Annotated in this window: 15 protein-coding genes; 6 read left to right on the top strand and 9 right to left on the bottom strand. The window is 70.6% G+C overall.

Going from position 1 to position 17,890, the window contains the following annotated elements; all coding sequences use genetic code 11:
• Nucleotides 1-984 (bottom strand): NYN domain-containing protein, encoded by a 984-nt coding sequence (locus D7W81_RS21570; protein WP_120557280.1) that lies wholly within the window; start codon nucleotides 982-984, stop codon nucleotides 1-3.
• A gap of 303 nt (nucleotides 985-1,287) precedes the next feature.
• Here D7W81_RS21570 and D7W81_RS21565 point away from each other — a divergent pair, with 303 nt between their 5' ends.
• Complete coding sequence (locus D7W81_RS21565) at nucleotides 1,288-1,623, top strand: hypothetical protein (RefSeq protein WP_147445574.1); 336 nt, start codon at nucleotides 1,288-1,290, stop codon at nucleotides 1,621-1,623.
• A gap of 19 nt (nucleotides 1,624-1,642) precedes the next feature.
• On the opposite strand, the gene D7W81_RS21560 is transcribed toward D7W81_RS21565, so the two are convergent.
• The 4 genes from D7W81_RS21560 to D7W81_RS21545 form a co-directional block, all read right to left on the bottom strand.
• Nucleotides 1,643-2,659, bottom strand: coding sequence for an ABC transporter substrate-binding protein (locus tag D7W81_RS21560; protein ID WP_120557278.1), 1,017 nt, complete (start codon nucleotides 2,657-2,659; stop codon nucleotides 1,643-1,645).
• A gap of 76 nt (nucleotides 2,660-2,735) precedes the next feature.
• Complete coding sequence (locus tag D7W81_RS21555; protein ID WP_120557277.1) at nucleotides 2,736-3,491, bottom strand: ABC transporter permease; 756 nt, start codon at nucleotides 3,489-3,491, stop codon at nucleotides 2,736-2,738.
• A gap of 13 nt (nucleotides 3,492-3,504) precedes the next feature.
• Nucleotides 3,505-4,422 carry an ABC transporter ATP-binding protein gene (locus D7W81_RS21550; protein WP_120557276.1) on the bottom strand — a complete coding sequence of 306 codons (918 nt, stop codon included), beginning with the start codon at nucleotides 4,420-4,422 and terminating at the stop codon, nucleotides 3,505-3,507.
• A gap of 115 nt (nucleotides 4,423-4,537) precedes the next feature.
• The gene (locus tag D7W81_RS21545) at nucleotides 4,538-5,074 is read right to left on the bottom strand and encodes a hypothetical protein (RefSeq protein ID WP_120557275.1); all 537 of its coding nucleotides are present in this window, start codon (nucleotides 5,072-5,074) and stop codon (nucleotides 4,538-4,540) included.
• A gap of 163 nt (nucleotides 5,075-5,237) precedes the next feature.
• Between D7W81_RS21545 and D7W81_RS21540 the strand changes: the two genes are divergently transcribed.
• The 4 genes from D7W81_RS21540 (at nucleotide 5,238) to D7W81_RS21525 (ending at nucleotide 10,057) form a co-directional block, all read left to right on the top strand.
• Complete coding sequence (locus tag D7W81_RS21540; protein ID WP_120557274.1) at nucleotides 5,238-6,335, top strand: glucose 1-dehydrogenase; 1,098 nt, start codon at nucleotides 5,238-5,240, stop codon at nucleotides 6,333-6,335.
• A complete protein-coding gene (locus D7W81_RS21535) occupies nucleotides 6,332-8,185 on the top strand; it encodes a glycoside hydrolase family 15 protein (RefSeq protein ID WP_120557273.1) in 1,854 nt (617 codons plus the stop codon). Before D7W81_RS21540 ends, D7W81_RS21535 begins: the two co-directional genes overlap by 4 nt.
• A 31-nt stretch (nucleotides 8,186-8,216) precedes the next feature.
• Nucleotides 8,217-9,359, top strand: coding sequence for an App1 family protein phosphatidate phosphatase (locus tag D7W81_RS21530; protein ID WP_120557272.1), 1,143 nt, complete (start codon nucleotides 8,217-8,219; stop codon nucleotides 9,357-9,359).
• Nucleotides 9,360-9,475: 116 nt separating this feature from the next.
• The gene (locus D7W81_RS21525; RefSeq protein ID WP_120557271.1) at nucleotides 9,476-10,057 is read left to right on the top strand and encodes a hypothetical protein; all 582 of its coding nucleotides are present in this window, start codon (nucleotides 9,476-9,478) and stop codon (nucleotides 10,055-10,057) included.
• A 1-nt stretch (nucleotide 10,058) separates the two neighbouring features.
• Here the strand turns inward: D7W81_RS21525 and ppk1 are convergent, their stop codons facing one another.
• Nucleotides 10,059-12,224, bottom strand: a complete 2,166-nt coding sequence (ppk1, locus tag D7W81_RS21520) for a polyphosphate kinase 1 (protein WP_120557270.1) — start codon at nucleotides 12,222-12,224, stop codon at nucleotides 10,059-10,061.
• A gap of 211 nt (nucleotides 12,225-12,435) precedes the next feature.
• Here ppk1 and D7W81_RS21515 point away from each other — a divergent pair, with 211 nt between their 5' ends.
• Entirely contained in the window at nucleotides 12,436-12,933 is a 498-nt protein-coding gene (locus tag D7W81_RS21515) for a hypothetical protein (RefSeq protein WP_120557269.1), read from the top strand.
• 21 nt (nucleotides 12,934-12,954) lie between these two features.
• Here D7W81_RS21515 and D7W81_RS21510 read toward each other — a convergent pair whose 3' ends face one another.
• The 3 genes from D7W81_RS21510 to D7W81_RS21500 form a co-directional block, all read right to left on the bottom strand.
• Nucleotides 12,955-14,178 (bottom strand): trigger factor, encoded by a 1,224-nt coding sequence (locus D7W81_RS21510; RefSeq protein WP_120557268.1) that lies wholly within the window; start codon nucleotides 14,176-14,178, stop codon nucleotides 12,955-12,957.
• A 153-nt stretch (nucleotides 14,179-14,331) separates the two neighbouring features.
• Nucleotides 14,332-15,345: a hypothetical protein gene (locus tag D7W81_RS21505; RefSeq protein ID WP_120557267.1), complete on the bottom strand. Its 1,014-nt coding sequence runs from the start codon at nucleotides 15,343-15,345 to the stop codon at nucleotides 14,332-14,334.
• Nucleotides 15,346-15,498: 153 nt separating this feature from the next.
• Nucleotides 15,499-17,724, bottom strand: coding sequence for a tryptophan synthase alpha chain (locus D7W81_RS21500; protein WP_120557266.1), 2,226 nt, complete (start codon nucleotides 17,722-17,724; stop codon nucleotides 15,499-15,501).
• Nucleotides 17,725-17,890: the final 166 nt, after the last annotated feature.

Raw genomic sequence — 17,890 nt, 5'->3', positions numbered from 1 at the left:
CTACAGCCCCTCGTCGTCCGGGTCCGGATAGGACTCCAGCTCCTCTTCCTCCTCCTCCACCGGGGCGGGCGCCTTGGCGTGGCGCCCCTTGCCGCTCTTGCCCTCGGGGGCAGGAGCGCCAATGTCCGAGTCCGGGCCCACGATGTAGCCCTGGCGTCCCTGCTGGATGCGGCGCAGCAGCCCCTCCTGCTCCAGCGCCTCCAGCAGCCGCGCGAAGGTGGAGAAGCCGTGGTCGCGCTCGTCGAAGTCCGGCTCCTTGCGGACGATGGTCTCCTTGACGAGCGACGGGTTGAGCGGGCCGGTCGCGCGGCGCAGCAGGCTCTGCACCACCTCGCGAGCGACGGCCGGCACCTCCGCCTTGGACTTGCCGCCCTTGGACTCGGCGCCTTCCTTGGCGCCCTTGTCGTGGCCCTTGTCGTGGCCCTTTCCGCCCCGCTTGCCGCCCTTGCCCTCGTCCTTGGAGCCCCGGCCGCCGTGCTCGCGGTCCTTCTCCTTGTGCGAGGCGTCGCCCTTGTGCTTGGGCTTCATGTAGATGAACTGGTCGCACGCCCTCACGAACATCTGGGAGCTGGCCTCCCTCACGGCCAGGCCAATGACGGTGCGGCCGTTCTCACGCAGCTTGTACGCCAGGGGGCAGAAGTCGCTGTCGCCGGAGGCGATGACGAAGGTGTCAATCTGCTCGCGCGCGTAGCACAGCTCCAGCGCGTCGATGACCAGGCGCATGTCCGCGCTGTTCTTGCCGGCGCGGGTGGAGGGGGGCACGTCCACCAGCTCCACGCCCACGTCGTGCAGGCGCTGCTTCGCGTCCTCGAAGCGCGACCAATTGCAGTAGGCGCGGCGGAACACGACCTTGCCCTGCTCCAGCAGCTGGTCCAGCGCGGGCTGCAGGTCGAAGTTGTTGGCGCTGATGCCCGTGTTGGTGACCAGGTTCTCGAAGTCGATGAAGAGGGCGATGCGGTGCTGCTCGTCGGTACGTCCAGCCAAAGGTGCCTCGTATTCGTTGGCGAGCGGTCCTTGGCTCGCGTGCGCTCCACCCTACTGTGGGGACGCTGCCGCGCGCACGGTCCGTGTTCCGCCCTGAACATTCTGTGCTGCCCACCCTACGTTTGGAACGTGAGCCCGGGGGCAGCGCCCCCGTAACACGGAGGTGTCACCATGATGCACGGATTCCCCCGACGTTGGCGAGCCATGGCGTGGACCGCGCCAACGCTCGGCCTCTTGTTGTTGGCCGGTCCCGCCCTGGCGCGTGAGCCCACGGTCAGCCAGGACAGCGACCAGGGGGGCAACATGCCGTCGAACGACGCCGAGCCCGCGAGCACCAGCCCGGCCAACGCGGGGAGCAGCGTCCGGACCACGTCCCCCGCCTACATGACCCAGGGAGACGCCGTGCGGCAGATCACCCCGGACCCGGACCGCATGCAGCAGGTCAGCGGGCCGGTGGTGAAGCAGGACGGGCTGACGTTGTACGTGAAGGACGTGTCCGGGCCGGTGGTACCGCTGGACATGAGCGCCCTGCGAATCACCAAGCTGCCCCAGAAGGGGCAGGAGATCCTGGCCGTCTACCAGGTGGAGGAGAAGACGGAGAACGTGGCTCTGTCCCTCCAGGGTGAGAAGCAGGACTGAGGCCGGCCGCGCGAGCCCTTCAGTCCGGCTTCGCGCCGCCGCCGCGCACCTCGTCCAGGACGCTCAGGTCCACCAGGCCCGCGATGTCGTCACTGGGGATGAAGCCCAGCGACTTCGCGTGCTCGGCGGACGTCTTCAGCGCGGCGGGCACCGGGTCCAGGCCCGGCTCCAGGCGGGAGAAGGCGTCCCGGAGCACGGGCGCGGGCAGGGGCTTGCGCGTGAGCTGACCGAAGGCCGAGTTGACCGACGTGGCGAACGCGGCCGGGTCCGCGCGCCAGCGCTCGGTGAGCTGCACGTGGATGCGCAGGAGCGCCGCGACGCGCGGCCGCTGCGTCTCCAGCACCTTCTTCGTCGTCACCACCACCGTGGTGGGGAAGCGCTTGTCCGGCCACAGGTCGCGCTCGTCCACCAGGATGTGGCCGCCCCCTTCGGCGAGCATGCGCGCGCCCCAGGGCTCGGGCACCCACGCGCCTTCAATGGCGCCCTGGAGGTACTGGCCCAGGATGTCCGGGTTGCTGATGGGAATCACCTGCACGTCGCCGCCCGCGTCGGTGCTGATGCTCAGCTTCTGGGCCTTCAGCCAGGTGCGCAGGGCGATGTCCTGCGTGTTGCCCAATTGCGGCGTCGCCAGCTTCTTGCCCTTCAACTCCGCGGCCGTCTTCACGCTCTTCACCACCAGCACCGCGCCGCCGTTCACCGCGCCCGCGATGATGCGCAGCTCCTTGCCGGCCTTGAGGTACGTGTTGATGGCGGGGCCCGGGCCCACGTAGGCCACGTCCACGGAGCCCGCGACCAGCGCCTCCATGGCGGCGGGGCCCGCGTTGAACTGCTTCACCTCCACGTTGCCCATGCCGGGCTGCGACCCGAAGAGCCCCTCCGAGTTCGCCACCAGCGCCTGCGCATGCGTGATGTTGGGGAAGAAGGCCACGCGCAGCGGCGCGTTGGCGCCAGAGGGCGTGTCCTTCTTGCAGGAGGCGACGCCGGACAAGAGGACGCAGAGGCCGAGCAGCAGGGACAGCGGACGCGCGGAAGACATGGTGCGTCACGCTAATGGCGATTCCCCGCCCGTTATCAATGCCCGTGAGGGCGAAAGCGTCCTTGGGCTCACACGGCTAGGCCGTCAGTCCCCACCGGCGCCTCAGGCGCGTCTCCACCGTCTGGAAGAGGACGCGGTCCACCGTGATGCCAATGAGGATGATGGCCAGCATCACCGCCATCACCTGCGACACGTCCATCAGCTCGCGGCCCATGGTGAGCAGCTGGCCCAGGCCGCCGGAGACGAAGAGCAGCTCGCCCGCGAGCAGCGCGCGCCACGCGAAGCTCCACCCCAGCTTCAGGCCGGTGACGATGCCGGGCAGCGCGCCGGGCAGGAGCACGCCGAAGTAGAAGCGCGGGCCCCGCACGCCCAGGGTCCTGGCCACGCGCGCCAGCTGCGGGTCCAGGCCGTTGACCGCGTCCTCGGTGGCGATGGAGATGCCCAGCACGCTGCCCATCACCACCACGAAGAGGATGGCGCTGTCGTTGAGGCCGAACCACAAGAGGGCCAGGGGCAGCCAGCAGATGGAGGGCAGGGCCTGCAGGCCCATCACCACCGGCTTCACCGCGTTGCGGAAGAAGGCCAGCCGCGCGATGAGCAGTCCCAGCGGCACGCCGATGGCCACCGACATGAGGTAGGCGCGCGTCAGCCGGCCCAGCGAGCGCAGCGTGGCGCCGCCCAGCTGTCCGTCGCGGGCCATGGCGATGAGCGTCTGGACCACCTCCAGCGGCCCGGGGAACAGGTGCTTGTTCCACACGCCGGAGCGGGACAGCCCCTCCCAGAGGGCGAAGAGCAGCGCGATCATCCCCAGCTTCTGCGCCCACTTCAGCATGGTGGTTTCCCCTCTAACGGCCGGTCACGATGCTGGGGCGAGGCACGCTGGAGGGCGTGCGCGTGCGGCGCTGCTGGGGCTCCACGGGGGGAGCCTCCAGCGCGGCGCCCTCCGAGGCGCGCAGGCGGTGACGGATGTCCCGCGCCATCGCGTCCAGGGACGGGTCCTCCAGCGAGCGAGGCATGGGCAGGTGGATCTCCAGGTCCTCCACCACGCGGCCCGGGCGGGGCGCCATCAGCACCACGCGCGTGCCCAGCATCAGGGCCTCCTGCACGTCGTGGGTGACGAACACCACCGTCTTGCCGGAGCGCAGCCAGATGGCCTGCAACATCTCCTGCATGTGCACGCGCGTCTGTGCGTCCAGCGCGCCGAAGGGCTCGTCCATGAGCAGCACGGTGGGGTCCACCGCGAGCGCCCGGGCCAGGCTGGCGCGCATCTTCATGCCGCCGGAGAGCTGGTGGGGGAGCGTGTCCGCGAAGCCCTCCAGGCGCACGCGCTGGATGAAGGTGTCCGCCCGCTCGCGCCGTTCGTTGCGGGGCACGCCCCGGGCGCCCAACGCGAAGGTGATGTTGCCGCGCACGGTGAGCCACGGGAACAGCGCGGCCTCCTGGAACATCAAGAGCCGGTCCGGCCCGGGCCCGTGGATGGGCTTGCCATCAATGGCCACGCTGCCGCCGGTGGGCGCCACGTGGCCCGCGAGCGCGTAGAGCAGCGTGGACTTGCCGCAGCCGGAGGGGCCGAGCAGGCAGACGAACTCACCCGAGCGGACGTTGAGGTTCACGTCCTTCAGCGCCACGACCTTGTTGGCGTAGTGGTGGTCCAGCTGGGCAATGGAAATCTTCGCCCGGTCCGCGTTCACATTCGCGGGCCGGAGCAGGTAGGGCGCCGCCTGTCGCAGGCCCCGCATCCGCTCGATGAGGCGTCGAAACATTCGCCACAACCTATCCATCTGCCCCAAGGTCGCACAGGCGGGGCCTGGAAGCGGGCAGGCGCCTTTCACTGTAGGACAGAAAGTGAAAGTCCGTGCCGCCCGGCCGGCTGCTTTTTCAGGCCCGCTCCGCCTTGCGGTGCGCCAGCGTGCGGGAGAGCAGCCACAGGCTCAGGGCCAGCACGCCCAGTCCCACGACGGTGAAGGCACCGCCCACGCGCAGCGACGCCTGGCGGTGGTCCTGGAACACCGCGAGCGCGTCCGTGCGGGGGCCCGTGAGGTAGCGCTGGACGGTGTCCGCGAAGGCCCGGGCCTCCGCCTCGTCCTGCGTCCACTGGTAGGCGAGCGGCTGGACGCCCGAGGCCGTGCGCAGCTGGGCCCGGAAGATGGGCGCGGCGCCGCTGCGGGTGCTGCGGCTGCGGGCCACCTCCACGCCCTGGATGGCCTGGGGCGCGTAGCGGCCCACCTCCTCCTCTCCCAACCAGCTGGAGCGGGTGAGGACGCACGAACCCTGGGCTTCACACTTCAGGTCCATGCGCGCCTTCTGACCGAGGAAGAACACCCCCAGCACCAGGAAGGGCAGGGCGAGCATCAGGAAGGCCGTGGCACCGATGGCGGTGGCGCGGCTGCGTCGGTAGGCGGGGGGCGCACGCACGGGCCGTTTCTATAGACCCGGGCGCCCTTTGGGGGGCAGTGCTTTCACACATCCGTGGATGTCGCCATCCAGACAGGCGGGCGGGCACTTGCGACATGGGTCCCAAGTCCGCACCCCTTGTCCTGGGACATTCAGCACTTCGCCCGGAAGGAGCCTCCATCCCATGAAGGCCGTCGCCGTCATGTTCCCCTCGCGCGAGGTGCGCGTCCTCGACGTCCCCGAACCGCGGCTGCACTCGCCCACCCAGGTCAAGGTGCGCACGCTGGAGGTGGGCGTGTGCGGCACCGACCAGGAGATCCTCAAGGGCGACCATGGCGCCGCGCCCAAGGGGGAGGACCACCTCATCCTGGGCCACGAGTGCCTGGGCGAGGTGATGGAGGTGGGCGCGCACGTGCAGGGGCTCAAACCCGGGGACCTGGTGGTGCCCCGGGTGCGCAGGCCCTGTCCGCACACGCACTGCCCCGCGTGCCGCCACGGCCACCCGGACTTCTGCGTGACGGGGGACTACACGGAGCGCGGCATCCAGGGCGCGCACGGCTTCTGTTCGGAGCACTTCGTGGAGGACGCGGCCTACCTGCACAAGGCGGACGACTCCTTGCGCGGCGTGGCCGTGCTCACCGAGCCGCTCACCATCGCGGAGAAGGGCCTGCGCGAGGTCGCGCACATCCAGTCCCGCCTGCCGTGGAAGGTGAGCCCCGGCAAGGCGCTGGTGCTGGGCGCGGGGCCGGTGGCGCAGCTGGGCGCCATGGCGCTGATGCGCGCGGGCTTCGACGTGACGGTGTACTCGCGCAGCCCCAAGCCCAATGAGAAGGCCGCCGCGGCCGAAGCGGTGGGCGCGCCGTACATCTCCTCCAAGGAGGTGACGGTGGAGGCCCTGAAGCAGCAGCTGGGGGGCGGCGTGGACATCATCTACGAGGCGACGGGCGCGTCGAAGGTGGCGTTCGACTCGCTCCAGGTGCTGGAGGAGAACGGCGTGCTCATCTTCACCGGCGTGCCCGGCCGCGAGGAGCCGCTGGAGCTGCACGGTGATCAGGTGCTGGGGCAGCTGGTCCTGGGCAACCGGGTGATGTTCGGCACGGTGAACGCGGCGGACAGCGACTTCCGCGAGGCGCTGGAGGACCTGGCCCGCTTCCGCGCGAAGTGGCCGGGCAGGGTGGAGGCGCTCATCACCCAGCGCCACCCGCCGTCGGAGTTCGCGAAGGTGGTGGAGGCGAAGGGCGGCATCAAGCACGTCATCTCATTCCAGGAGCATGCCCGTTGAATCCCCATCACGAGGACCTCAAGGGCGGCGTGGCCATTGAAGACCACGGCGTCATCGGCGATCTGCGCACCGTGGCGCTGGTGGGCAACGAGGGCACCATCGACTGGCTGTGCTACCCGCACTTCGACAGCCCCAGCATCTTCGCGGCACTGCTGGACCCGGAGAAGGGCGGGTACTGGCGCGTGTCTCCGGAGCCGGACGGGGTGATGAAGCGGCAGTTCTACTGGCCGGACACCAACGTGCTGGTGACGCGCTTCTACACGCCCAACGGCGTGGGGGAGCTCATCGACCTGATGCCCCTGGGAAAGGGCTCGAAGGCGGAGGGGCGGGAGGTCCTGCGCCGCATCCGCGTGGTGCGCGGGGAGATGGCCTTCCGCATGGAGTGCTTCCCGGCGTTCAACTACGCGCGGGACGAACATGAGACGCACGTGGTGAACGGCGGCGCGGCCTTCGTGTCGAAGGACCTGAGCATGCAGCTGGTGACGCCGGTGAAGCTGAAGCAGGAGGGCAACGGCGTCGTCGCGCACTTCACGCTGAAGGAGAGTGAGTCCGCGGTCTTCACCCTGCGCGAGGGTGGCGTGGAGGGCTGCCACCACCACCTGCACACGCATGACTCCGCGGAGAAGCTCTTCCGCGACACGGTGGACTACTGGCGCCACTGGCTGTCCAAGTGCAAGTACACGGGGCGGTGGCGGGAGATGGTGCAGCGCTCGGCGCTGGCCCTGAAGCTGATGACCTTCGAGCCGTCCGGGGCCATCATCGCCGCGCCCACGTGCAGCCTGCCGGAGTCCCCCGGCGGCACGCGCAACTGGGACTACCGCTTCTGCTGGCTGCGCGACGCGGCCTTCACCGTCTACGCGTTCCTGCGCATCGGCTTCAACGAGGAGGCCGCCGCGTTCATGCGCTGGGTGGAGAAGCGCTGCGCGGAGAACGGGGACGGGCCGCTGCCCCTGATGTTCCGCCTGGACGGCAGCCCCGTGCCGAAGGAGGAGGAGCTCCATCACCTGCGCGGCTATGGCGGCGCGCAGCCGGTGCGCATTGGCAACATGGCGGCGCACCAGCTCCAGTTGGACATCTACGGCGAGCTGATGGACTCCGTGTATCTGTCCAACAAGTACGCCGTGCCCATCTCCTATGACTTCTGGCGGCACCTGCGGCGGCTGGTGGACTGGGTGTGCGACCACTGGATGATGGAGGACGAGGGCATCTGGGAGATTCGCGGCTCGCGCCGGCACTTCGTCTATTCGAAGCTGATGTGCTGGGTGGCGGTGGACCGGGCCATCCGGCTCGCGGACAAGCGCAGCCTTCCGGCGGACCGCGCGAAGTGGCTCAAGACGCGCGACGCCATCTTCGAGGAGATCATGGAGAAGGGCTGGTGCAAGGAGAAGGGCGCCTTCATCCAGGCCTACGGGCACGAGGCGCTGGACGCGGCCAACCTCCTGATGCCGCTGGTGTTCTTCCTGTCGCCGGTGGATCCGCGGATGCTCTCCACGCTGGACGTCATCCGCAAGGCGCCGCGGGACGGGGGCCTCACGTCGGACGGCCTGGTGTTCCGCTACGACGCGGACGAGAAGCTGGATGGGATTGAGGGCAGCGAAGGCACCTTCAACCTGTGCAGCTTCTGGCTGGTGGAGGCGCTGACGCGCGCGAGCCCGGTGCGGCCGGACCTGCTGGACGAGGCGCGGCTCATCTTCGAGCGGATGCAGGGCTACGCGAACCACCTGGGGCTGTACGCGGAACAGACGGGCATGTCCGGCGAGGCGCTGGGCAACTTCCCGCAGGCGCTCACGCATCTGTCGCTCATCAGCGCCGCATACAACCTGGACCGGACGTTGGGCCGCCACGATTGAGGAGGGGACGGTAGACTCTCAAGCACCCGCCATGCCCGACCTGTACCCGCTGCTGTTCCGCTTCGCCGTCAAGGCGGACGCCCACTACGACGTGCTGAGCCGCCGCGTGCGCAAGGGGCTGGGCATCGCCCCGCCGCTGCGCATCCTGCCCTACCGGGGCTACGGCACCCCGGAGCGCGTGGTCATCAAGGCGCGCGTGCTGGAGGAGCGCAAGGTGACGCCCCAGCGCCAGCGCCACACGCTGTGGAGCAGCGCCGTGGCCTCCTACAAGCGCTACATGACGCGCGAAATCTCCAGCGCCCACGTGGCGGTGCGCTGGGGGGAGAAGCGCTGGGAGGGCGTGACGGACGAGGAGGGCTTCCTGGAGCTGTGGGTGCCCCCGCCCGAGGGCGTGCGCTCCGGCTGGCACATGGTGGAGCTGGAGCTCCTGTCCCCGGAGGCCGAAGGCGTGCCCCGCGTGACGGCGCCGGTGCGCGTGGCGGGGACGAGCGCGGAGCTGGGCGTCATCAGCGACATCGACGACACGGTCATCGCCACGGGGGTGACGGATCCGCTCAAGCGCGCGTGGGCGCTGTTCCTCACGGAGCACCGGGGGCGGCTGCCCTTCCCGGGCGTGGACGCGTTCTACGCGGCGCTCCAGGCGGGCGCGAGCGGCACGGCGGACAACCCCATCTTCTACGTGTCCAGCAGCCCGTGGAACCTCTACGAGCACCTGGACGAGTTCCTCTCCATCCACCGCATCCCCATTGGCCCGCTGCTGCTGCGCGACTGGGGCCTGTCGCGGCACGGCTTCGCGCCGGGCGGGGGACACGGGCACAAGCTGGATAAGATCCGCGGCGTGCTGGAGACGCTCTCGCACCTGCCCTTCGTGCTGATTGGTGACAGCGGGCAGGAGGACGCGGAGCACTACCGCACCATCGTGCGCGAGTACCCGGGCCGCATCCGCTGCGTCTACATCCGCAACGTGGAGGGGGGCTCCAAGCGCGGCGAGGAGATGGAGGCCATCGCGAAGGACATCCGCGACGCGGGCAGTGAATTGGTCGCCGTGGACGACACGGTGGCCGCCGCGAGGCACGCGGCGCGCGCCGGGTGGATCCGCTGGGAAGAGGTCCCGGAGGTGGAGGCCCACCGCCGCGAGGACGCAGCGAGGAGCGCGCTGGGCGAACGGGGCTGAAGCTTTCCGTCACGGCGCGGTGACACGTGCACGAAAGACATGTTGTGGCTTGAGGGGGGAGAGGGGGTTGTGGCACACGCGGGCCTCCCTCGCTTCATCCCCCCGAGGTCGTCGACATGTCGCGAAACACCCTGAAGTGGTCCGTGCTGGCCTCCGCGCTGCTCTTGGGCGCGTGCAACAACACGCCCTCCGAGCCGGCGCCGGAGCCCACCCCGTCCGCGCGCACGGTGGAGTCGAAGCTGAGCCAGATTGAGCTGGAGTGGGAAGGTCCGACGCCGCTGCTCGAGTCCATCATGGAGGCGGGCAACGAGGAGTGCGACGCGTACTACAACTGGTGTGACGGCACGCTGGACGTGTACGGCTTCCCCTGGTCGTCCACGCAGGCGCCCACGCTGTCGGACGCGGTGGAGTCCGTGTTCGCGCTGATGAACGACCCGCGCGAGCAGAGCCGCATCACCTGGCAGGACCGGGGCACCGTGCCGTTCAGCACGCTGTCCGGCACGCTCTTCAAGTTCGAGGCGCTGGACCCGGCCCTGCTCACGGAGATTGGCAACGGCACGGAGCCGGTGCAGATCCGCTACTTCTACTCGACCTACCTGGTGGCTCCGGGCGCGTCTGACTGGAACCACCTGTTCATCGTGCTGTTCCCCCAGTCGCACCGCGTGGCGGTGTTCAACCTGGTGAACCACGAGATTTGATTCACCCCACGGGGCGTCCGCTCTGCATCTGCACCATGCGGAGCGCGCGCTCCATCAGCTCTCCCTGGGCGGAGCGCTTGTCGTTGGGCGTGGCGGCGGTGCGCCGCCGCCACGTGCCGTCCGGACCCAGCTCCCACGCGCCGCTGGTGTCCACCATGCAGCGCTCCACCACGTCGCGCACCTGCGCGGCCAGGACCGGGTCCTCCACCGGCGCCAGGATCTCCACGCGGTGGTCCAGGTTGCGCGGCATCATGTCCGCGGAGCCGATGTAGCAACGCGAGGTCGCGCCCCGCTCGAAGGTGTAGATGCGCGGGTGCTCCAGGAAGCGGCCCAGGTTGGACACCACCCGGATGTTCTCCGACACGCCCGGCACCCCCGGCCTCAGGCAGCAGATGCCCCGGACGTTGAGCTCCACGCGCACACCCGCGCGGGACGCGTCGTAGAGCGCGCGGATGATGCCCGGGTCCACCAGCGCGTTCATCTTCATCAGGATGCGCGTGGGCGTCTCCGGCGTGTGCGCCGCGATGGTCTTCTTGATCTCCTCCATCAGCCCTTCGCGCATCGTCAGCGGGGCGACCAGCAGCTTGCGGAAGGAGCGCGGCCGGCCGAAGCCGGTGAGGAAGTTGAAGACGTCCGCCACGTCCGCGCCAATGTCCGGATCCGTGGTGAACAACCCCAGGTCCGTGTAGAGCCGCGCCGTCTTCGGGTTGTAGTTGCCCGTGCCGATGTGCACGTAGTGCCGCACCCGCTCGCCCTCGCGCCGCACGATGAGGATGGCCTTCGCGTGCGTCTTCAGGCTGGGAATCCCGTACACGACGTGCACGCCCGCCTCTTCCAGCGCGTTCGCCCAGCGGATGTTGGCGCGCTCGTCGAAGCGGGCCTTCAGCTCCACCATGCACACCGCCTGCTTGCCGTGCTCCGTCGCGCGGATGAGCGCGGGCACCAGCGGGGAGCTGTCCGACGTGCGGTACACCGTCTGCTTCAGCGCCAGCACGTCCGGGTCCTCCACCGCCTCGCTCACGAAGCGCTCCACCGACGAGGCGAAGGACTCGTAGGGGTGGTGCACCAGCAGGTCGCCCCGGCGCATCGCGGACATCACCGTGCCCCCGCCGTCCGGGGACTCGTTGTCCGTGCGCAGCCGCGCCTGCGTCACCGGCGTCCACGGCGGGTCCCGCTGCTCGGAGAAGCCCGGCGTCATCGCCAGCGACATCACGTCCGCCAGGTCCAACAGGCCGTGCTCCTCGTAGACCTGCCGGGGCTCCAGCGTCAGCGCCTCCACCAGCGGCTCCAGCAGCTTCGCGTTCATCCCCGCCTGGACCTCCAGGCGGATGACGTCACCGAAGCGGCGCTGGCTCAACTCCGTCTCCACGGCCTTGAGCAGGTCCTCCGCGTCCTCGGACACGGTGAAGTCCGCGTCGCGCGTCACGCGGAACAGGCTCCAGTTGAGGACCTCCATCCCGGGGAACAGGTCCCCCAGGTGCTGCGCGATGATCTCCTCCAGCGGCACGAAGAGCGCGCCCCCCTTGAGCGGCACGAAGCGGGGCAGGATTTCCTTGGGCACCTTCACCCGCGCCACGCTCTCCTCCTCCGCCACCGGGTCACGCAACAGCACCGCGAGGCTCAGGGACAGGTTGGAGATGTACGGGAAGTGCCGCCCCAACCCGATGGCCAGCGGCGTGAGCACGGGGAAGATCTGCTCGCGGAAGCGCTGATCCACCTGCGCGCGCTGATCCGCGTCCAGCTCCTTCATGGACAGGATGCGCAGCCCCTTCTCCGCCAGCGCCGGGCGCAGGGTCTTCTCGAAGCAGTCCGCGTGGCGCCGGCCCTGCTCCAGGATGCCCGTGTGCAGCTTGTCCAGCGTGTCACCCGGGGACGCACCGTCCGGCACCAGCCGGCCCACGCGCCCGGTGATCTGCTCGTGCAGCCGGGCCACGCGGATCATGAAGAACTCATCCAGGTTGCGCGCGTAGATGGAGATGAACTTCAGCCGCTCCATCAGCTGCACCTCCGGCGCCTCGGCCAGTTGCAGCACCCGGTCGTTGAAGGCCAGCCACGACAGCTCCCGGTTGAAGAACAGGCCGCTGTCCGGCACCTCCGTGCCCGGCGGGACAACGTCCCGGTCCACGGTCTTCTGCGTGGTGCCCTTCGCGGCGGCGCGCTTCGCCATGATGTGTGACTCCTCCCGATGAGTCTCAGGGTGTGCCCTCTAGCAGCCCTGAACCGCGCCGATTGTGAACTCGCACGTCTGGCCCGGAACCAGACATCCGGGCGTATCCCACCCTGGACGACCCCGTCAGTGGCCGGCGAGGCGGGCGGGCTGTGGACTCCCCGGCAGTCCACCGCTTGAATCCGGCGGGCTCTGGCGGCATTCAAGGGGGGTGAGCGCTCCCAATCTCCCGCTTCAGTCCGTTCCCGCCGGTGCCCCGGAGGACACGTCTCCGGACGCCCTGTTCACGGCCTTCCGCGAAGGGTCCCAGAAGAAATCCAGCCGCTTCACCTTCACCTGGTTCGTGGCCGCCGCGGTGCCGGTGGTGCTCGCCCTGGGCTTCGTCTCCCTGTGGCGCGCCAACGGGACGTCCTTCTCCGTCGTCACGCCGCACGGCATCAAGGTGCTGCGCGCGGGCATGACGACCCAGGAGGTGGGGGGCCTGTTGGGCAACCCGCTCACGCTCCAGAAGCAGGGCGAACAGGACTGCTACCGCTACGGCCGGCCCAACTTCGTGAACGAGGTCTTCGTCGTGTACTCGGTCTGCTACGAGCAGGGGCAGGTGCGCGACGTGCTCACGCACCAGTACTCGGCCTGGCAGATCGACCCCGCGACGGGCACCTTCGTCGCGCCCGGGCAGCCGCCCGCGCCCAAGAACCCGGCGGGGTAGCCGCCGGGCAGGGGCACGGCTTCAGCCCTGAGCGAGCCCTTCCTCGGCACCCTCGAAGGTCACCTTCGCCTGCGTCATCACGTGCTCCACGGCGAGCAGGTGCCACGCGACGTCGGTCATCTGCGCGGACGCGGCTGGGTCCATCATGGACTCGCGCAGCTGCGCCTCGGTGATGCCGAAGGGCCCCGAGGACTCCTTGAGCAACTCCAGCGCGGCCTGCGGCGTGAGCTGGAGCTTGTCCCGCTGCGCGATGGCGCGGAGCACCAGGGCAATCTTCAGCCGGCGCTCCACGTCGTCGCGGATGCCCGGGTGGTGCAGCCAGCCGTCCAGCGCCTCCTGCTGCTCCTCCAGGCTGAAGAACTTCTGCGCCAGCACCTCGCCCTCCATCTGCTGCCAGCGGCGGCGGATCTCCTCGTCCACCAGCGGCTTGGGCACGGTGACGTCGGAGCGGGCGACAACCTCGTCCAGCACCCGGTTGCGCGCGTCCACCCAGAGCATGTCGGCCATCTCGCTCTCCATCTCCTCCACGATGGAGCTCATGACCTCTTCGTGCGTGGAGCCGCGGCCCAGCTGCTGGAGGAACGCGTCCGACTCCGTGTCGGGCATGCGCACCTCGCGCGCGGCCTTCACGTCCACCAGGAAGCGCGCCGGCATGCCGCGCAGCTGCTCCGCCGGGTAGTCGTCCGGCAGCACCAGGCCCACCTCCACGCTGTCGCCCACGCTGGCCTCGGCGATGACCTCCGAGAAGCCGGGCAGCATCAGCTGGGGCGCCAGCTCCATCCAGTAGCCCACGCGCGTGCTCAGCGGGATGAGGCGGCCGTTGGCGTAGCCCAGGATGTCCAGCTGCACGTCGTCGCCCATGGCCAGCGCTTCACCATCCGCGCGCGGCCGGGCTTCCGCCTTCGCGCGGGCCAGCTCGTGGAAGCGCTCCAGCAGGTCCTCTTCCGTGAGGTCCTCGCCCACCGGCACGCGGATGTTCAGGTTCTCCAGGGACGGAGCCTTCACCTCCGGCAGGTCCGCCTGGTGGCCCAGGCCGGGCGCGACGGGCAGCCGCTGCACCAGCTGCCGCACGGGCGTCTCCGCCTGGACGGCGGGCGCTTCCGGAGGCTTGGGGCTGGCCGGGGACTTGATGCTGGAGGGAGGGGCGGCGGCGGACTTCGCCGGCTTCGCCGGGGCGGAAGACGGGCCGGATGCCTTGGCGGCGGCGGCCGGCGAATTCGCGGGAGGGTTCTTCTTCGTGGCCACCGGAGGGCCTCCTGGCAGGTAGCGACCGTGGTCCCAGAGGGGATTGAAACGAGTGCGTCTCACACGGTCACGGTGCCTACCAGAAAAGGCCCCCCTGGGGACATCCCCGGGCGCTTACCCGCCCGGGGCCCTGCGTGACTTCACCACCGGACTTCAGCCGAACAGGCCGCCCACGAAGCTGGAGACGGCGGAGACGGCGGCGCCCACCTGGCTGACCACCGGGATGTTGGTGGCGGCGGCGATGGAGCCCACGGCCGTGATGACGCCGGTGACCTTCTTGGTGGTGCTGGCGTTCGGGTCGCGCAGGGTGGAGACCGCGTTCGCCGTGTCGAAGGCGGCGATGGCGATGTTCGCGCCCGGGGCGAAGCGGCCCGCGGCCTTGGCCAGGGTGCCTCCGGCGGCCTTGGCGGCGGCGGTCGCACCGGCCTTGGCGGCGGCCTTGCCACCCTCGGACAGGGCGGCACGGGCGGCGGCGCGGGTCGCGGTGCCGGTGGCGGCCTTCAGGGCCACGCCGGACTCGCTGACGGCGGTCTTCAGGGCGGTGCGCACGCCGTTCTTGATGGCGGAGCTGGCGCCCCCCTCGAAGGCGGCCTTGGCGGCGGCGCCGGCGGCGGCACGGGCCAGCTTGGGGCCGGCGCCGGGGACGGCGGCCTTGAAGGCGCCGCTGGCGGCCTTGTACGCGCTGCCGAACTTGTTCACGTCACGGGCAATCTCCAGGCCGCCCTTGACGGTGCTGACCGCGGTCTTGCCGGCGGTGGCGACGGAGCCCAGCGCCTTGTTCCAGTCCTCGCTGGAGCCCGAGCGCACGGCGTTGCGCACGTCGCCGATGGCCGTGCCGGCCTGGCCCACCAGCTTCGCGGCGCTGGTGATGGTGCCGAACGCCTTGCCCGCGATGCCCAGCTTGCCCTTGAGGTCGAGCTTGGTCTTCGGGTCCATGGCCTTGGAGACCATCTTGTCGACGTTGCCCTTCAACGTCGCCTTGAAGCCGTCCGTCTTCAGGCTCTTGACGTTGTCGAAGCCGTCCTTCACGGCCGTCTTCACCTTCGTGAAGGTGTCGTAGCCCTTCTTCGCCTGCGTCCCGATGTCCTTCGCCGCCTTGATGGGGTCCTGCTGAACCTGGCGGATCGTGTTGCTGACGGCACTGCGGGCGCGGTCGATGAGGCTCATTGCGGGGCTCCCTCGTCGGAGTTCGAGGAAAATGGGGAAGGGCTGCGGACGACTTGCGGGGATTATCGCACCAGCGGTCGATCAGTTGCGTAGCACCTCACATCCGCTGAGAAGGTGGGTGTGGGACGCCGGTTGTGGCACGACGTGTCAACGTCAGCGGCAGTCGGGGTCCGCGTCGTCCGCCCGGCCATCCGCGTCGTTGTCCGCGCCATCGTGGCAGTGGCCGGCCTCGGAGGGGAACCACTCGGTGACGTGGAGGGTGTAGCGGATGGGGGTGTCCCGGTCCGGCCGGGCCATGCCGTCCACCACCACCAGCACCGTCTGCCCCTGGGCCAGCGTGAGCTTCAGCGCGGGGGCGTCCTGGGGGGTGGGATGTGGGTGCGCGGCGCAGCCCAGCTCCGTGCCCCGGCAGCCGGTGAGGAGGTACAGGGCGTGGCCGCCCGCGTCCGGGTCGCCCGCGGGTGAGGTGTCGAAGACGAAGGTGCCGGCCTTCGGCGCCGTCCACAGGTGGGCGCGGTCCTGCTGGAGCAGCGCGCCGCAGGTGCCCTGGAAGCCGTCGCCGGAGAGGGCCGTCTCCCCCTGGAAGGTGAGGGGCAGGGCGCTGCCCAGGTCGTGGTGGGCGCAGCCCTGGCCCTTGCAGCGGGGGTCGTCGCGGCACTCGGTGTCCGCGCAGTCCACCCAGCGGTCCCCGTCGTTGTCCATGTTGTCGAAGCAGGCGCCGGCCTCGGTGGAGCGCAGCTCGTCGATGTGCAGCTGGAAGGAGCCCTGCGTGAAGGACCCGCCGGCCACGGCGTCCACCGTCACCAGGACCCGCTGCCCTTGAGTCAGCGTCACCGCCACCCGGGCCCCGCCGCCGTAGCTGATGCCGTCCTTCGCGCACGCCAGTTCCTCGCCGCCGCAGCCGTCCGCGTACACCGCCAGCACCGACCGCACCGCCGAGCGGGCCGTGTCGAAGGTGAAGGTGCCCGCCCGCGGCGCCGTCCACAGGTAGCCCCGATCCGGCGCGCCCGCGCCTCCACATGAGGCGGCGTGGTCGTCCCGGGCCTCCACGGTGGATCCCGTCAGCGACAGCGGCAGCGCGCTGCCCAGGTCGCGATCCACGCACACGGGCTCCGGCGGCGCGCAGACGTTGGGGACGCCCGTGCCGCCACAGGTCTCCGGCGCCGTGCAGGTGCCGCACTCCAGCGTGCCGCCGCAGCCGTCCGCCACCGCGCCGCACGTCGCGCCCAGGAAGCCGCAGGTGGCGGGCCGGCATCCAGGCGCCGCGCAGACGTTGGCCGTGCCGCCCGCGCCGCACGCCTGTCCTTCCGCGCACGCGCCACAGTCGAGCATCCCGCCGCAGCCGTCCGCGACCTGGCCGCAGTTCTTGCCCAGGGCTTCGCAGGTGGACGGCGTGCACGCGGCCCTTCCACAGATGTTGGGCACGCCCGCGCCGCCGCACGACTCGGACCCGAGGCAGCCTCCGCACTCCAGCACCGCGCCGCAGCCGTCGGACACCCGGCCGCAGTTCACACCCAGGGCCGCGCAGGTCGTGGGCACGCAGGTGCCGGCGCCGCAGAGGTTGGGCTCCCCCGCGCCGCCGCACGCCGCGTCCGCCGCGCAGGCGCCGCACTCCAGGACGCCGCCGCAGCCGTCCAGCGCCTCGCCGCAGTTCTTGCCCAGCGTGGCGCAGGTGGCCGCCTGGCACAGCGGGGTGGCGCAGACGTTGGCCACGCCGCTCGCGCCGCAGGAGAGTCCCTCGCCGCACGCGCCGCACTCCAGGACGCCGCCGCAGCCGTCGGACACGGGACCGCAGTTCTTGCCCAGGGCTTCACAGGTGGTGGGGACGCACGGGGCGTGGCCGCACACGTTGGCCGTGCCGCCCCCGCCACACGTCTCCAACGGCCCGCACGTGCCGCAGTCGAGCACCCCACCACAGCCGTCCGCGACGTGGCCGCAGTTCTTGCCGGAAGCCGCGCAGGTGGTGGGGACGCAGGCCGGGGGGCCGCAGGCGTTGGGCACGCCCGCGCCTCCGCAGACCTCCGGCGTCGCGCACGTGCCGCAGTCGAGCACCCCGCCACAGCCGTCCGGGAGCGAGCCGCAGGTGGCGCCTCGCGCCGCGCAGGTGCTGGGGACGCAGGGCATGGGACCGCAGACGTTGGGCACGCCGCCCCCGCCGCAGGCCTGGCCCTCCGCGCACTCGCCACAGTGGAGCGTGCCGCCGCACCCGTCGATGGCGTAGCCGCAGTCCAGTCCCTGGGACTCGCACGTCATGGGCGCGCAGAAGGACGGGGACCAGCCCAGCAGCCCGGAGGAGCTGTCCTCCGGCAGCGTCCGGCCGCACGCCGTCCACAGTCCCAGGAGGACCACCCATCCCGCCAGCCAGCCCGTCCGCCCCATGCCCCGTTCCCGCCGCCCGTGAAGGGCCCGTCATCGACCCCAGGTCCGAGGGTGGGGAGCCGCCCGGCCCACGCGAAGCGGCGGCAAGCCCCGGCGGGCCTCCGGCGGTCGGAAAGGCGTCAATGTCCCACCCCGCCCGCCGGGAAGGCGCGCACTGGTGGACACC

This window comes from Corallococcus aberystwythensis, from assembly GCF_003612165.1.
In the GTDB taxonomy this organism is placed as follows: domain Bacteria; phylum Myxococcota; class Myxococcia; order Myxococcales; family Myxococcaceae; genus Corallococcus; species Corallococcus aberystwythensis.
The sequence above is the reverse complement of the archived record's forward strand: the minus strand, read 5'-3'. Positions and strand labels throughout refer to the sequence as shown.

Excerpts from the sequence above, each read along its gene's own strand:
- D7W81_RS21500 (WP_120557266.1), bottom strand. The coding sequence starts at position 17,724 with ATGGGGCGGACGGGCTGGCTGGCGGGATGGGTGGTCCTCCTGGGACTG.
- D7W81_RS21505 (WP_120557267.1), bottom strand. The coding sequence starts at position 15,345 with ATGAGCCTCATCGACCGCGCCCGCAGTGCCGTCAGCAACACGATCCGC.
- D7W81_RS21565 (WP_147445574.1), top strand. The coding sequence starts at position 1,288 with ATGCCGTCGAACGACGCCGAGCCCGCGAGCACCAGCCCGGCCAACGCG.
- D7W81_RS21525 (WP_120557271.1), top strand. The coding sequence starts at position 9,476 with ATGTCGCGAAACACCCTGAAGTGGTCCGTGCTGGCCTCCGCGCTGCTC.
- D7W81_RS21560 (WP_120557278.1), bottom strand. The coding sequence starts at position 2,659 with ATGTCTTCCGCGCGTCCGCTGTCCCTGCTGCTCGGCCTCTGCGTCCTC.
- ppk1 (WP_120557270.1), bottom strand. The coding sequence starts at position 12,224 with ATGGCGAAGCGCGCCGCCGCGAAGGGCACCACGCAGAAGACCGTGGAC.
- D7W81_RS21530 (WP_120557272.1), top strand. The coding sequence starts at position 8,217 with ATGCCCGACCTGTACCCGCTGCTGTTCCGCTTCGCCGTCAAGGCGGAC.
- D7W81_RS21550 (WP_120557276.1), bottom strand. The coding sequence starts at position 4,422 with ATGTTTCGACGCCTCATCGAGCGGATGCGGGGCCTGCGACAGGCGGCG.
- D7W81_RS21555 (WP_120557277.1), bottom strand. The coding sequence starts at position 3,491 with ATGCTGAAGTGGGCGCAGAAGCTGGGGATGATCGCGCTGCTCTTCGCC.
- D7W81_RS21540 (WP_120557274.1), top strand. The coding sequence starts at position 5,238 with ATGAAGGCCGTCGCCGTCATGTTCCCCTCGCGCGAGGTGCGCGTCCTC.